The organism is Saprospiraceae bacterium (assembly GCA_016713025.1).
GTDB lineage: Bacteria > Bacteroidota > Bacteroidia > Chitinophagales > Saprospiraceae > OLB9.
In genome coordinates this window covers 91,238-107,784 of sequence record JADJPZ010000002.1, presented here as the reverse complement: position 1 = coordinate 107,784, position 16,547 = coordinate 91,238, and the positions used below count along the sequence as shown (strand labels likewise).

Genomic DNA, 16,547 nt, shown 5'->3' with positions numbered 1-16,547 from the left:
TCTTTTTCAATCTAACCCATTGTCAAAAGGTATCTAGATATAAAAACAAAAACTGTGCCAAAATCAAGAATGATAGATGACACAGTTTTTGAAAAAAATAAATGCAGAAAAGGATGGGAGTATTTCACTTTTTCGCTTCACATTAAAAATCACCATTTTATTATTTAGCAATTCAGGCAAGATGCCTGTCTATATTACATCGTAGCTGGAAGCTACGACGAACAAACGAAACTTGATAAGAAATCGAGCAAAGGGCGAAAAAATGAAATGCACCCAAAAGTATTTAGTTCTTTACAAACTTTTCACTTGCAAGGTTATGGTTTGAAATGACGGATACTGTATATAGGCCTGCAGGCAAATGCTGCACTTCCAGGCTCAATGATGATTCATTGCCTGAATGATGTATGCTGTACACTTCTCTACCAAAGACGTCATGAATCATGATTTTTGGTGACGAAATCAACTCTGAAGATAAAGTCAAAACTAGTTTTTCGGATACAGGATTGCCCGTGATTTTAATCCATGATGCCTGGATTTGATCATCTTTGGTATCAGAAAGTACTCTTTTGCCATTGCTGAACCATATTGCCCACCTTTTTGAGGGAATTACTTGAGAGGTCGAAGATGAAGATGGTTCTATTTTGGTAGATTTCAGTCCTATGGTTTTCAGATTAAAGCTCGTCAGGGATTTTTCTTCAAAAATAAGACGATTATCTTTACTGCTGAAATTGGGATATCCTAAAGCATTGTTTTTGAAAATGACACCTGACTTACCTGTCTCTATATTGGCACCAAAGAGATTAAATTCAGTGCCATTAGTAATATAATCAAAAGCGATGATGTACGGGCTGTTTTTCGAAAAAGTGGGATTGCCTATACTTACGTTTTTAGGAAGCGAAGAATACAGTTTCTCTACTTTACCCAGTGAAAATGTCTTTGTGCTATTGTTCCATACTTTAATAAAACCTATGTCCCAGTACTCTATCGCTCCTGCTGTAGCACTCTTTATCTCATTTTCAGCATCGTACATGATCCACTCTCCTGTGGCATCAAACTCCATGGCATCTGCCTGCAGTACATCTCCCGTACTTACTCCTTGTGTATATGTCGGGTTGTACAATTCAAAATCACTTTCTCCTTTTGACGCCACATCATACACATTGATAGTATTCTTATCATCACTATATATAGCGGCAATTTTCGAACCATCCTTAGATATGATCGCATTATGCCATAAACCTCTTGAGTCAAAAACCTGATCAGGTTTAAATTCTGCTTTGGCCCAGTCTATTGTAGCAAAATATATTTTTTTATCTGATGCCACATACACTATGATAGCACCATCATCTGTAACGCTTGGTTTGCTGATGACTTTTTTAGATGTAATTTTTGCCAATTCCTTACCGCTCGAATCATGGATGAACATACCTGTGCCGTCAGGTCCTGTCGCCAATATAAATTCATCACCCGGATTGACCTGTGTATCATTCTGATAATTTCCTGTGACTTCACCTAAAATTCCGACTTCATCAAATGCTTTTTTGGCGGCATTGACTTCGGTAACTGTATATAGATCAGTTGCAGCTTTTATAACAGCAATCCTGCAATCTGTAAATTTGGAAGACTTTGTAAGATAGGTAGTCAAGGCTCTGTAATAGACTTTTTCCGCTTTGTCCTTACCAATAGCAGTTGCAAATTTGAAAAATGCCCAATTGGGGATACCGCTATTGATATGTACGCCACCGTTGTCTTCAGACCCTTTGTACCTTTCACTATATATTCTTGGTTGCCATCCTTTATTAAAATCATTGGCAGGTGCTCCATTGTAAGGGTTTTCCATACTGCGCAAAGCGCCTGAAGGAAATGCTGTAGTTTTGACCACATCTTCGCCTATCTTCCAGTCATCCCTGTCTATCAATACACCAAATACATCTGCAAAGGATTCATTAAGTGCCCCGGATTCACCCTGATACTCCAGATTGGCAGTGCTTTGTATGACTCCATGCGACATCTCATGACCAGCCACATCAAGACCTCGAGCCAATGGTTGGAAAGCACCATCACCATTGCCATAAAACATGGCCTGACCATTCCAGAATGCATTGCCCATAGATGATCCATCATCATCTGCTACATTGATGAGAGATATGATGTTTCCACCCTGACCGTTGATGGATTTACGGCCGTGCACATTTCTGAAATACTCATATGCCTGACCACCATTATAGTGTGATGATACAGCTGTCTTGCTGCTCCAGGCATTATTGGTAGAAGTGACGTGGTCGTATTTGAAATTGTCTTTTTGAGGTGATGTATTGAAGGCATCGATGGTCCAGATGACGCCATCCGGGTCATTGGGCATATTGGCGGGACTGGTATTAAAGATATCTCTGGACCCATCTATCATATAGTATTTTGACCCTACCTGATAGGTATTGATCAGTCTGGAGATGTTAAGCAAATCCATGGAATTGGAGGTAGCTTTTCCGTCCATCAAATCTTCAGCATTTGAGTCGCAGATTTCTGACTTTTTATGATTATGAAATTTACAGATACTTTGATATTTATTTATTACTTCTCCTGTATGAGCATCTATGAAGTACTCCCATCGGTCGATGATATTTTTATACTTTGTCACATGATACGCAAGATGAAATGCCCCATCGTAGGGATACACTACCAGTTCACTGTTTTCTTTGATGCCCTTGAATAACATTTTGACCTCATCACTATAGGCTGATATTGATTCAAGATTTTTTTCTACAATCTGTTTTGCTAAGGCTGGGTTCAATGAAGGTTTTGTATTCAAATCCTCGATAGAAGGATAGAATGTGCCGTTCAGAAAATCAAAAGAATTATTTCTTCCGTGCATCAACACTTCTGCCCCATATACCGGCACACCATCTTTTTCTTGCCTTGTCCGCACATGAGTCATTCCCAATTCATCAGTCTCCACTGACGTGATAGAAAATTCTTTTTCAGGCTGGTTGATTTTCATGACACTACCTGCGGTGGTAAGGTATTCCATGGCAAGGTTTTGTGGTGATGTACCACGACGCCCGCTAACTTTTAGTTTACCTTCTATATATAACGGAACACCCAGCTCATTGTACATTCCGGCTTTAAGTCCGGATTCCAGGAATTCAACTGAAGGTCCGGAGACTGTCTTTACATTGAAGTCCGCCGTAGGGATTGAAGCTCTGTTTTGAGAAAAGGGCAAGTTGCTTCTTGTGTTTTCTGATGCTTTAGGATCCTGAGTATGATCCACTCTCCTGAGCTGTGCAGAAAGACTTACTGCTATCAAAACAAAAGTCAGAAATAAGATTTGCTTCATAATAGATTGAGATTTGTATATTAACATTATTTTGTATTCTCAGTTTTTTGTTTTACTAAATTCATAAGGATATTGTATAGTTTTTCTATATTTGGATTGTGCAACTCGTTTTTCCCCCATTTCATAGCATGATTCAAATCCTTAGTATTCAGTTCCAAAAAATAATAACGATTTCCAGGCTCGCTGAGTATATTCTTATCTAGACCGAGTTTCAGGTAGCTTCCAAATATTTGGGCACTGGTTTTTTCCGGAATTTGGGCGATGAACTTTATACTGTCCGCCTCCTGAAAATAAATGTCGCCGTCATTTGTAAAATAATATTTCTTTATGGCACCGGTGATGCCTCCGCCATTGCCAAAGGTAATGAATGCTTTATTGGTTTTTTCAGGATCGAATGAATATTTTGTCGTTTTGCACGAAGCCATAATCATGATAATTAAAATTGAAGTAATTTTTATAATTGATAAAATTTTATTCATTTGTATATTATTTATTAGGCTAACTTTACTGCTTGACGTAAAAGAACTCTTCATACGATTATTATGAGATGGATGTATGCTAAACCAAATTTGTTCATATTGTTTATACAAAGTATTTAGACTACATTTTTTATCAAAGTAACAAAAACTATAGGCCAACAAAGCATTTCCGAGTAACTCGCGGCATGAAATCAAAAGCTAACCACTAAAGGCCAAAACTCCTAATCCCCATGCATCAAACCTCGGTTGATAAATGAAAGAAATGGCTTTAATGAAGTAAAATGCTTCACACATGCAGAAATCATATCTTCTGACATCAGAACATCGTCTTTTATCGGTGTACTTGCTGTAAAACTTTTTAATTTCAGATATTCTATGGCGGGATCATCAGCTTCATAACCCTTGGGTGGACGGCTCAATTTTTGTCCTGCTTCGACATCTAGGTCACCATACAAGTTACTGAAGTTCGGATCATCAAGTACACTTTTAAGATCATCATAAAAATAGGAAATCTCTTTTCTTAATTTCTGAAGAAGCTGAGATTCAGGCATCCATAAGCCACCTCCAACAAATGAACTTCCGGGTTCTATGTGAAGGTAATATGCAGCAAGGTTAAATTTTTTACCGTGTGGATGGAGGACAATACCCAGATTGGTTTTATATGGTGACTTATCCGCCGAAAATCTTACATCCCTGTTGATGCGAAATATACAATCTTTGGGATTGAGCACCTCGAGAGAACTATCGATTTTCTGCATCTCTGCGAGGATATCTCCGGCACACCTTAAGTAGTTTGATTTTGCATTTTCGTATTCTTTTCTATGCTCGTCAAACCAAGTTTTATTATTATTTTCTTTAAGTTCTTTAAGAAAATTTAATGTTGAAGGGTTTACCATGCTGAATCATATTGCTTTGAATAACAAAGATAGGTAAATATATTTTATAATGTGATATATTAAATCATAAACAATAGGGTTAGTAGGCCGAATGATGGGGTAAATAGTGAAAAAAGAAGTACTTCATTTATTTATATTGTTTAATTATATCTTCACATAAGTTAAACAAAATATACTTGCCGGTGTTACTGTTGGAAAATATAAAAAATGCAGAATACCATAGCAGCAAAACCCCAAAAACTTAAAATAGATAAACCGGATGACTACTTTTATTCTTCGGAGCATCACATGCCTACTCAAAGGTATGAAATGGATGGAGATGATCACATTTTCACAAGCATAGATACTCCCATGAGGTCAGACGCTTTTTATAAATCTGATGATCAAAAGATTATGGAAATCGAGCATCATTTTGGACAAATCATGGACATCCTTGGATTGGACAGGACAGATGACAGTCTCAAAGGAACACCTTATCGTGTGGCCAAAATGTATGTCAAAGAGATATTTAGCGGCCTAAATCCTGAAAATAAACCAGACATCAAATTATTTGACAACAAATACAAATACAATGAAATGTTGGTTGAAAAAGATATCACGTTCTACTCCAATTGTGAACATCATTTTGTACCTATAATCGGTAAAGCTCATGTTGCATATATTTCAAGTGGTAAAGTAATAGGTTTGTCCAAGCTCAACCGTATCGTACAGTTTTTTGCCAAAAGACCGCAGGTGCAGGAAAGATTAACCATTCAGATTGCAGAAGAAATTAAAAAAGCTGTCCAAACTGAAGATGTGGCGGTGGTGATAGAAGCCACACATTTATGCGTTTCTTCCAGAGGTGTTCAGGATAATTCATCCAGTACAGTCACATCGTCTTATTCAGGAAAATTTATGGATGAATCAAAAAAGTCAGAATTCTTTAAATATATTTGAAATATTTAGGGTCAAAATGTAATTATGATTAATTCTATTTTGTCAAATTATACGGACTTTCCGATTGATTGGAAAACTGTTGGGTTAACCCAACAGTTGTGACCCTAATTTACCCATACATTTATCTTTAACTATCAAAAATTATCAGGTTTCCGGTTGATTACATTTTGATGAAAGTGTAATTGACTTAGATTTTTGAAGATGACAAAGTAGAATTAATAAAATATAAAATTTTTGTTTCCTCAAATATAGCAAATTAAAAACAAACGTTTGTGGAAACGATTGTATGTTTTATTGACCCAAGAAGTTGGTAAATTGAACTAACAAAAAAAGCCCGAAGATATATTTTCGGGCTTTTTTTATTAGTCAAATTTTATTTATTCTATTTTATTGTAACATTGGTAGGGCTGAGTGTCCTTCTGGCCGATACTAAATTGTTGGCCGTCACTGCCTCTACCTGCAGGCTAAATGATTTTCCTTTTTCATTAGGCACGGTATACGGTACAGTGAGCACATGTACTCTCTCCGCTTCCGAAAAATTAGGGGCAAAAGCCACACTTCGTGTGAATGTATAGGTGCCTGTCGTCCCTATCCGCTGATAAAACTTCAGCTCCTTGATTTCAGTATTGAGGGCATGGCATTTGATCGTAAGATTGATGGTACTATTGGCATCAGCCGTGGAAACTGGGGATACCATAGACGAAACCTGTGCGACATCACCCAATATATCAAACAAATCACCTGTTGGCTCATATTCCTTATGGCAACTCGCCAGCGAAAGGGTGAGCACAAAAAGGCAAACAATATTTATATAATTCTTCATTTTCTATCTTTTTACTTTTATTAATTAATTAAAAATCCACATTTTGGCATCCAGATCCTTGAAGTTTTGGGTAGCCACTGCAGAGTTTCTTGATGTTTCTGATGTCGGATAAGAACCTCTCTGAATCCATTTGCCCTTCAGGTCAGGATTGTGGTTGGCCGGCAATGCAAGACCAGGAATGACGGTATTGCTGTAATCATATCTCCTAAGGTCAGTCCATGCTTCAGGATTGAGAAACAATGCTTTATATTTTTCAGTTATGATATTGCTAATGGTAAGCTTATCAGCACCTACTGCAATTTTCGGATGGGTAGTGAAAGTAGTAATATTTGCTGCAGTCACTCCTATCTTGGTCATATTAGCCCTGATACCATCCAGATAAGCATTGTATGACTCTGTATTTCCTTTACTGCCGTTTTGCAAAAATCTGACTTCAGCTTCAATAAATCTTGCTTCTGCATTGGTGACCATCTGCATTGGTGCTAAAAGTGCGAAGTTCCATCCAAAAAATACTGTCCTGTCATTGTAAGTGGTATTAGCTCCGCCGCCTGTGCCGGGATTGGTTCCCTTAAATACCGGGTCAGTAGTAGATGTTTTCCATGCCAACAACGATACTCTTGGGTCAACAGCTTCCTGTACGGTACCATTCATTAAATTCATAAACTGGCCGCCGAAGGTTGTTGTTAAGTTTCCCGTATTATTGGCCAAAGCTGTAGCATGCCACGGATTAAAATTTCTGTCTGTATATACTAGCTGAAAATCTTCTGCGTTGGATTTGATACCTTTGTTCAGCGCGTCCAGTATAGCCGCATAAGACGCAGCTCCGGTTTTTTTGGATGTATGCAGCAAATACCTGGCCTTCAGCGTATTGGCCGTTTTGAGCCAGTTGGCTATATTGCCCTTAAATACGATATCATCTGTGCCCGGCTTAAACAATGATTCAGTTTTGCTCAGATCTATGATAGCTTCATCGAGTAGTCGTTGTATATCTTTGTATACTTCTTCCTGTGTGTCATATTTGGGGGCAAAATCCGTCAGCTGATTGTCTGAGCTTTTATAGGGTACATTCTCCCATATACTAGTAGCTAGCCCCAGATTATAGGCAATGACAACTTTAGCAAGACCGCTGTAAAAAGGAGAACCTGTGCTCTCTGCCTTCTTAATCATGGCATTGGCATTGGGGATGATATTCAGATACAAATTGATCCACGCTCCGTCAAATGTACTTCTGAGATGTGAGTCAGTACCAGCTGCCACCAGACTGCCTATGTGCTGTATGTAAGAATTTGCAACCGTAGCAGCACTCCCGGTAGAGTTGGCAGAGTAAAATAATATAGTAGGTGTCAGCGTATTTAAGCTGGCATCATTGGTTTTGTTAGGATCTATATTGGTATCGCCACCCAGATAACTTTCACACCCCGTGACGGCAAAAATCATCACAACCCAGATGACCGTTCTAAAAATTGAATTATTCATATTTCTTTTATTTTGTGATTTCAAAATGTTCGTTAATTAAAATCCAACACTCAGGTTAAAGTTAAAATTCCTGGTATTGGGAGTATTTCGGCCCGTAAAACCTATCAGGTTGGATCCTGATCCAAAAGCAAGGGCTTCAGGGTCATATCCTCTGAATGGTGTTGACAAAAATACATTATTGGCAGAAATACCTACTCTGACAGATTTGAAAGTTCTGCCGAAGACCGACTTGGGTATATCGTAAGAGAAATTTACATTTCTGATCCTGAACCATGACGCATCCTGTATATTGAATGAATGATGTGCATTGATACCAAAGGCACGATAGGTATTTTCATCCAAAAGGGCAGGTATGGTATTTGGGTTGCCATCTGCTGTCACACCTTTCCATATTACCATCTTATTACGATCCTCTGTAAACAAGGTAGTACCGTTTCTGATAGCGTTCATTTCACCAAGATCTACCACATCTCCACCTTGTCTTACTTCAAGCAGGATATTCAGGACCAAACCTTTGTATGAAAACGTATTATTCATACCCCCGGACCAGTCGGGGAGTGCACTGCCTATTTTGATATATTTGCTTTGATCCAGAGTAGGTAGTCCTGTAGCTCCTATCAAAACGTCTCCATTAGCATTTTTTTGCCATTCATATCCATACAGGTCCCCCATAGATCCACCCTCTACGATTCTGAGTGCTGATCGGCCCTGATCATAAAAAGTGATCTCCTTAAGATTTTCAGGCATAGTTTTCACCTTGTTTCTGATACGGGTCCAGTTGAAGTCAACATCCCATTGAAAAGCTCCTTTCAGAGGCCTCACTCCCAAAAGTACTTCAACCCCGCGATTGACGATCACACCGGCATTGGTGGTATATCTGGAATATCCTATGACATTACTGATGGGTACATCAATGATCTGATTTTTACTGTTTCTCACAAAATAGTTTGCTTCCAGTGAAATCAGGTTTTTAAATAGTCTTGTTTCGATACCTATCTCTGACTCCGTGGTGATTTCAGGCAACAAATCATAGTTGCCTATGTCCTGATCTCTCCTGAATCCCCCTATAGTCCCGAACGGGAAGCCTGGTACTGGTGCAAAATAAGAACCAATCTGATAAGGGCTGGCATCTTTTCCAACCTGAGCCACAGATCCTCTCAGTTTTGCATAATTTACAGTGCTGTTTTCCTTAAGTATAGAGTTGGTAAGTATGTATGAAATACTGGCAGACGGATAGAAAAACGACCTGTTGTCAGCCGGTAAGGTAGATGACCAGTCATTACGTCCCGTGACATTAAAAAACAGGTAATCCTTATAATCCAGTCTTGCGTCAGCAAACACACCTATGATTCTTCTCAACGAATTGGTTTTGCGTATGAAGGCATTGGAAGTATTCAGGATGTTAAAAAATCCGGGAGCAATAAATCCTTCACCCCTGGCACCTAAAGACTCTCCTTTGATGTCTGTGATGGTATTGCCCACTGTAACATTCAGATTAAAATCATCGTTTAGCTTCTTGTCAGCTGTTAATATAAAATTGGAATTCAACTCTGTAGAATTGATTCCTTCTTCTGTGATAAATCCACGTACCTGTGTACCCAGATCAAGATCGGGAGGTACTACCCTTACCCTTTTATCATTGTAGTAATCTGCGGTGATCTGATATCGGGCGCTTAGCCATGTATTAAATTTATAATTAAGATTGATATCTCCAAATAGTCTGTTGACATCAGATGTCTGTGGACTTACTTCAGCAAGGTATCTTGGATTGTCGATTGTACCGGCGGTGATATTTTTCTGAGTTCCATCAGCCTTCAGATAGTCATTTACATCAAATGAAGGAGACCAGAAGGACAATGAACTATATATAGATTTATCACCTGAAGCAGGATTGACACCCTTAGAGTTAACGAAATTGATCTGACCGCCTACATTAAATTTGTCTGTCATCTGATGACTGGCAGCTAACTTAGTGGTGATACGTTGAAAACTTGTGTTGTAAGTGATGCCTGAATTATTAAAATAAGAAGCTGATGTTATAAAACTCGTTTTATCTGATCCACCCGCAAAAGACAAGGAATGATTTACAGTTTTCCCAGTGCGGAAGAAATCCCTGAAATGCTCATAAAATGTATCTCTGGCCAATGCTGGCGGACCATACTGCTGGAATACTGGTATGGATCCAGTCCTGGCAAGTCCAGTAATACCATGAGAATATAATTTTTGAACCTGAGGGACTTTATCTACGTTCTGAACACCATATGAGGTGGAGTATGTTATGTTGGTCTTACCGGCTTTTCCTTTTTTAGTAGTTATGATGACTGCTCCGTTGGATGCTCTTTGACCGTACAGCGCAGTTGCGGCTGCTCCTTTCAGTATGTTGATGCTTTCGATATCGTCATTATTGATATCTGCGGCGCGGTTTGTGTTCATAAACTGTTCATTGCTATTTACAGCATTACTACCGGCTGATGGAAGCACATTACCTGCATTGGTAGCATTGCTGATGATGATCCCATCTACAACAAACAGAGGTTGGTTGTCGTTGCCACTACCGATGGAGTTGATCCCACGGATATTGATATTGGCTCCGGCTCCGGGAGCTCCGCCGGCACTGTTGATAGTGACCCCGGCGACCTTGCCTTGCAGTGCATTGACCACATTCGTCTGACTTGACCTCATAAGCTCCTCTCCTGAAACTTTCTGAGAGCCGTAGCCCAGTACCTTTTTGTCTTTGGCTATGCCAAAGGATGTAACAACCACTTCATTAAGTACATTACTGTTGGACATGCTGACATCGATCACAGTCTGACTGTTTACCTGTACTTCTTTTCTTTCAAAACCCACATAACTAAAAACAAGCGTTCCATTAGATGGTACATTTGATAGTGAGTAATTACCATCTATGTCGGTGATGGTTCCGGAGGTAGTACCTTTGATGGTAACATTGACTCCGATCAGGACCTCATCGTCCAGTGCAGAGGCCACCTTGCCGGATACTGAGATGTTTTGAGCCGATAGCTGTAAGGCACTAAGCAACAAAACAAAAATAAGTAAAGAGTATCTCATATGTGATAGAATTTTGGTGATAAAATTGTTTAATGCTGGCAAATGTAAAGTTAAAAGTTAAATAATTGTAAATTTAAAACCAATTTTTTATCAAGAGTAAATGTAATAAATCCATATAAATTAATGCTTTTCCCCATTTTATGCGTTTCATCTGTTTAAATTTAGTTTGGTCACCTTTGGCGACCTGTTATTAAGGCCTGATGGAATTCGCATGAAAAATATTCATCACGTTTTGTGTGTTACTGATTATGCTCATTTCATCTTTAAATTCAGTCCATTCATCTATTTATTTGAGTAAACTTTAAACATTTACCGACTTTTGTCATTTTAATGTCAATTTTTAAACAAAACATAAATCGTGAAACTTCAACTTAGCTTTATTTTAACATTATTGACTTTTTCCATTTTTGCTCAATTTCCCGGCGCGGGAGGTAACCAAGCACCTGTGATCAAAGGAAAAATAGAAGGGAAGGTAGTGGACTCTCTTTCAGGGCAGCCGGTAGGGTTTGCCACCATATCATTAAAGAAAAAAGGGAGCACCATATTGCAGGATGGTGTATTGTCTGAAGAAAACGGAACATTCAAATTTGAAAATGTAGTCAAAGGATCATATGATATTTATTTTTCCTTTTTGGGTTATACAGAGAAAAAAGTTGCTGCAGTCGAAACTACTTTAAAGAACCCTGATGTCAATATAGGACATATCAAACTGGCATCCACTAGTATTATATGGATGCTGTGGAAATTACAGAACAAAAGGTGCTAGTTGAAAACAAGGCTGATAAACTTGTTTTTAATGCTGAAAATGATGCATCCATCGCTGGTGGAGATGCGACAGATGTGCTCAGAAAGGTGCCTACACTATCGGTAGATCTCAATGGTAATGTATCATTAAGGGGCTCACAAAATGTCAGAATCCTCATAAATGGCAAACCATCGGGTATGTTTTCGAGTAATGTGGCTGATGCACTGAAGATGTTTCCTGCAGATCAGATCAAAAAGGTAGAAGTGATCACCTCACCATCAGCCAAGTATGACGCTGAAGGCAGCGCAGGTCTTATCAATATTATCACAAAAAAAGCGGATATCCAAGGTGTTGCCGGTAGTATCAATACATCCATTGGCAATCGTCAGAACACACTTTTTACCAATCTCAATGCTGGAAAAGGTCGTTTTGGTTCAAGCGCAAGTGGCGCATTATTTTATTCAACACCTGCTGATGGTATTTCATCTTTTTTAAGGGAGGACAATACAACATCCGGTGTCAGAAAGTTTGAATCAAATGGTACACAAAGATCAAGCCGTCTGGGTGGTAATGGATCGGTAAGTGCTTTTTATGATTTTAACGGATACAACAGCATCAATAGTTCATTCAATTTCAGAGGCTTTGGTTTTGATTTAGATGGTTCAACAGTAGGGACACTTACAGACCCTTCTTCAGGACTTAATAATAGATTTACAAGAACCAATACGGGCGATAATTTTTTTGGCGGGTTTGACTGGAACACTGATTACACCAGAAAATTTGAAAAAAGAGAAGGCCAGGAACTGTCACTCGGTGTACAATATTCCAAACAAAACAACAATCAGGATTTCACGGTAAAGGAAGTCCATAGCCTTGAACTGCTCAACAGAGATACAGAAGTTTTTAATAAGGGAACAAATCACGAAACAACACTTCAGGTAGATTACACACACCCATTTACGAAGACTGTTAAGTTAGAGACTGGGGCAAAAGCCGTCATACGAAATATCATCAGTGATTATACCACGCAGGTTCTGGTACTTCCTACAGGTTATCAACCGCTTCAGGAAACTTTCAATTATGATCAGGATGTATATTCAGGCTATGCATCTATGACATTCAATATAGCCAAGAAGTACTCAGTCATCACTGGTGTCAGGTATGAAAAAACAGAAATCGCCGGAAGGTTCAATGTACTTGATTCACTCAATTTCAGTGGCTTAGGTTATAACAATTTGTTACCAAATTTCACAATCAGCCGTACTTTCAAAGGTTTCAGGACACTCAAACTCGGTTACAGCCAAAGATTACAGAGACCTAGTCTGCAGTTTATCAACCCATTCAACAATAATGCTGATTTCCTCAACAGGGTAGAAGGTAATCCATATCTCGATCCTGAGATAGTTCAGCAGGTAGAGTTGGGATATAATTTTACATATAAAGGATTTACTACATTCTCATCTTTATTTTATAAACATACAGATGGTATTATTGAGCAAATTCTGAGCATTGACAAAAATGGTCTTTCGGTCAATACTTTCAAAAACATTGGTACCAATAACTCGATTGGATTTAATACATTTGTCAGCAAGTCAGTAAAACTTGTTACTGTTCGGGTAGGTGGAAATTTGGCGACTTATAATGCCAGCGGTATCGTCAATGGTGCAAAAGTATCACGAAACAGTTACGAATATAACATGTTTCTGAATGGTGAGGTAAAAATCACAGGAACTTTGAAAGCCGATTTTTTCAGCTTCTTCAGGTCTCCGGTCAGAACTATCCAGGGAGACAACCCGGCATTTACGATCTATGGTATGGGAATCAGAAAAGAATTTAAAAAGTCCAGTCTTGGACTCACCCTGATAGAACCTTTCAATGCAGATAAGTTTTTCAATTCGAATGTAGCAACGGAAGCTTTTGTACAAAGAACATCTTTCAGCATCCCTTTCCGATCGATTGGAGTCAATTTCCGTTATAAATTTGGAAACGTGGACTTTAAAGAGCGTAAAACCAAGGTTAAAAATACCGACCTGAAACAGGGTCAGGACAATCAACAGCAAGGCCCCGGACAGAATAATTGATTTTTTTCCATTGTCTCTTTAAAATGACTGGAAAACAATATCTTTGTGTGTACAAAACATTAGTTAGTATACATGAAATGAGCATGAGCAATAGCAGACAAACCGTCATGATTATTTTCATGCGAAACGTATGTTCGATGACACTAAAGATGGAGCTAAGTTATCAATACCATCTGACTTCTTTAAACAGGCATTCAGAGAATGCCAATTAAAAAAATAAACAGATGAAAATCCAGGCGTTAAAATACTTGTTTGTTTATATTGTGCCTGTTGTGGTTATTTTTTCAATTTCTTCATCAGGAATATGGACATTTACCGCACTGATATTACTATATGGTATCCTGCCCTTTCTGGAATTATTTACCAAAGGCTCTACTGAAAATATGACCCAGGTCGAAGAAGATATGGCTTTGAAAAATATAGGCTACGATTTACTCCTGTATAGTTTGGTTCCGATTCAGTACTTTACAGTGGTATATTTTTTATACAGTATCAGTGATGAACATCTGACTTTAGCATCAAAGATTGGAATGACCATTGCCATGGGTTTGTCATGTGGTGTACTCGGAATCAACGCAGCACATGAGTTGGGGCATCGCAGTACCTGGTACGAACAGCTGATGAGCAAAATGTTGTTATTGACAAGTATGTACATGCACTTTTTTATTGAACACAATCGTGGACATCATAAAAATGTTTCTACTGATGAAGATCCTGCTTCTGCGAAATATGGCGAGAACATTTATAGATTCTATGTAAGGACGATTACTGAAAGTTGGATATCTGCCTGGCGCCTTGAAATTGATCGTTTGAACAAATCAGGGTTTTCATTTTGGTCTTTTCGCAATGAAATGATTGTGTTTCAGGTCATTCAGATTTCCTTCCTGGCAGTAATTTACTTTGTTTTTGGTTTTTCAATCATGTTGTGGTATTTTGCTGCTGCGCATATAGGTTTTATGCTTCTTGAAACAGTCAACTACATAGAGCACTATGGACTACGCAGAAAAAAAATTGGTAATCGGTATGAGCGCACATTACCCATTCATTCCTGGAACTCCAATCACCCTTTTGGCAGATTAGTACTCCTCGAGCTATCCCGACATTCAGATCACCATTATCTGGCAACCAGAAAATATCAGGTCTTAAGACATTTTGATGAAAGCCCTCAGATGCCTACGGGATACCCCGGTATGATGATTCTGGCATTGGTGCCACCTTTGTGGTTTCGACTGATGCACAAAGAAATTGAGAAGTACCAATTGGGTTAAAAAGACACAAATTGAAAATATTGGTATAGACACAAGTTACAAACTTGCTCCAGAAGCACCAGAGAAGAGTATATACCCAACAGAAAATGATTTGTAAAATTTAAAAATCACAATTATTTGAAAATTAATAACTTGAGATTTAAATTTTTCGCACAATATTTTCTGTTCACTATATTATTTTCTGACTACATAAATTCCTTTACCTCCACATAATTGCGGTGCTGGATGACAAGGCCTTCATTTTCAAGTTTTTCATGAGGCGGGATATCACTACTCTGGAGGAATGCAGGTCGTTGGCAATTTCAAAGTGAGTGATATGCAGTTTTGATGCTTTTGTCACCATCACTTTATCGCGCAAGTACTTATACAGTCTTTCTTCCATATTGTTGAAAGCAAGATTGTCTATGGCATCGAGCATTTCATTCATCCTGTAATTGTAACTATCCAGCACAAAACTCCTCCAGGATTTATAACGCACCATCCACTCTTCCATTTTTTCTACTGGTATGAAGAGTATTTCTGCATCTGTTTCCGTCACTGCTTTGATAGAACTTTTGGTAGGCTTGGTACAGCAACTCAAAGTAACCGCACAGGTATCACCAAGCTCAAGGTAGTACAAAAGTAATTCATTGCCTTCCTTATCTTCTTTCATGATTTTTACTGAGCCTGTGATTACTAATGGCATATGTGTCAATGTCTGACCGATATCCATAAGTATCGTCCCCTCCCTGTAACTTTTTATATCGCCGGAATTGCACATCTCATTGATGAGATCTGGCTCAAAAAGGTATTGAAATTTTTCAGTAAGTTTTTCAAAACAAGATTTGTTGATAGTTGCCAATGATGGAGGCATATAATTTTATATTTAATCATGCAAATATATTTTAAATTAAGTAAATTCCATCTATTAAACATACTCTGTGCGTATAACAAATTGCACTTTTTCAGTGTTCTTTTTAATAAATGGTAGAAACGTGGTTGAATTGGGTGGGTCGTCTCAAGCGTAACTTGACAGGCTCTTCAGGGAATGAGGGTAGCGATGAAGAAAATTTGAATTCGTGCAGTTTTTTATACACACATACTCTAACATTAACCAAAGAAAATGTTTGATGTATAAATCAAACATTTTCTTCATCTGATCCAATCTTTAAAATACTGAGAATTACTTAATTCTTAAAATACCCTTCTTCTCTCATTTTTCAATACCCTTCTTTCTCCTGGTGTAACCCTTCCATCTATAGCTGCCATCCGACGCATTTTACGATGGTGTCTGATTTTGGCTTTTTTACATCGTCCTCCTCGTTCAGGTCCGTTTCTGAATTGATTTCTTTCAATTCTGCGTTGTTCGATTCTTTCACCCTGCAATCTGTTTTGTGCAGTGGAGTCATAAGTGAAAAGGGCACCCATAAAGATCAAAATAATCATTACTTTTTTCATTTT

The 16,547-nt window shown here is 38.3% G+C and carries 12 protein-coding genes; 4 read left to right on the top strand and 8 right to left on the bottom strand.

All coding sequences use genetic code 11. The features are described 5' to 3' along the window. Positions 1 to 283: 283 nt before the first annotated feature. The 3 genes from IPK35_00660 to IPK35_00650 form a co-directional block, all read right to left on the bottom strand. A complete protein-coding gene (locus IPK35_00660; protein MBK8051809.1) occupies positions 284 to 3,334 on the bottom strand; it encodes a M4 family metallopeptidase in 3,051 nt (1,016 codons plus the stop codon). Between the two features lie 26 nt (positions 3,335 to 3,360). Beyond that, positions 3,361 to 3,813, bottom strand: a complete 453-nt coding sequence (locus IPK35_00655) for a hypothetical protein (GenBank protein ID MBK8051808.1) — start codon at positions 3,811 to 3,813, stop codon at positions 3,361 to 3,363. 221 nt (positions 3,814 to 4,034) lie between these two features. Continuing rightward, positions 4,035 to 4,709, bottom strand: coding sequence for a DUF2461 domain-containing protein (locus tag IPK35_00650; protein ID MBK8051807.1), 675 nt, complete (start codon positions 4,707 to 4,709; stop codon positions 4,035 to 4,037). Between the two features lie 288 nt (positions 4,710 to 4,997). Here IPK35_00650 and folE point away from each other — a divergent pair, with 288 nt between their 5' ends. Beyond that, positions 4,998 to 5,645 (top strand): GTP cyclohydrolase I FolE, encoded by a 648-nt coding sequence (gene folE / locus IPK35_00645; GenBank protein MBK8051806.1) that lies wholly within the window; start codon positions 4,998 to 5,000, stop codon positions 5,643 to 5,645. A 382-nt stretch (positions 5,646 to 6,027) separates the two neighbouring features. Here folE and IPK35_00640 read toward each other — a convergent pair whose 3' ends face one another. From IPK35_00640 to IPK35_00630, 3 genes are read right to left on the bottom strand one after another with little or no spacing between them, the layout of a single operon-like run. After that, entirely contained in the window at positions 6,028 to 6,468 is a 441-nt protein-coding gene (locus IPK35_00640) for a hypothetical protein (protein ID MBK8051805.1), read from the bottom strand. A gap of 24 nt (positions 6,469 to 6,492) precedes the next feature. Beyond that, entirely contained in the window at positions 6,493 to 7,944 is a 1,452-nt protein-coding gene (locus IPK35_00635; GenBank protein MBK8051804.1) for a SusD/RagB family nutrient-binding outer membrane lipoprotein, read from the bottom strand. Positions 7,945 to 7,980: 36 nt separating this feature from the next. Further along, positions 7,981 to 11,013 carry a SusC/RagA family TonB-linked outer membrane protein gene (locus tag IPK35_00630; GenBank protein ID MBK8051803.1) on the bottom strand — a complete coding sequence of 1,011 codons (3,033 nt, stop codon included), beginning with the start codon at positions 11,011 to 11,013 and terminating at the stop codon, positions 7,981 to 7,983. Between the two features lie 358 nt (positions 11,014 to 11,371). Between IPK35_00630 and IPK35_00625 the strand changes: the two genes are divergently transcribed. From IPK35_00625 to IPK35_00615, 3 genes are all read left to right on the top strand, one after another. Beyond that, complete coding sequence (locus tag IPK35_00625) at positions 11,372 to 11,779, top strand: carboxypeptidase regulatory-like domain-containing protein (protein ID MBK8051802.1); 408 nt, start codon at positions 11,372 to 11,374, stop codon at positions 11,777 to 11,779. Further along, positions 11,743 to 13,839, top strand: coding sequence for a TonB-dependent receptor (locus tag IPK35_00620; protein ID MBK8051801.1), 2,097 nt, complete (start codon positions 11,743 to 11,745; stop codon positions 13,837 to 13,839). The genes IPK35_00625 and IPK35_00620 overlap by 37 nt, the downstream gene beginning before the upstream one ends. 224 nt (positions 13,840 to 14,063) lie before the next feature. After that, positions 14,064 to 15,107: an alkane 1-monooxygenase gene (locus tag IPK35_00615; GenBank protein ID MBK8051800.1), complete on the top strand. Its 1,044-nt coding sequence runs from the start codon at positions 14,064 to 14,066 to the stop codon at positions 15,105 to 15,107. Positions 15,108 to 15,306: 199 nt separating this feature from the next. On the opposite strand, the gene IPK35_00610 is transcribed toward IPK35_00615, so the two are convergent. Both IPK35_00610 and IPK35_00605 read right to left on the bottom strand, forming a co-directional pair. Next, positions 15,307 to 15,960 carry a Crp/Fnr family transcriptional regulator gene (locus tag IPK35_00610; GenBank protein ID MBK8051799.1) on the bottom strand — a complete coding sequence of 218 codons (654 nt, stop codon included), beginning with the start codon at positions 15,958 to 15,960 and terminating at the stop codon, positions 15,307 to 15,309. 320 nt (positions 15,961 to 16,280) lie between these two features. Beyond that, positions 16,281 to 16,544 (bottom strand): hypothetical protein, encoded by a 264-nt coding sequence (locus IPK35_00605; GenBank protein ID MBK8051798.1) that lies wholly within the window; start codon positions 16,542 to 16,544, stop codon positions 16,281 to 16,283. Positions 16,545 to 16,547 lie beyond the last annotated feature (3 nt).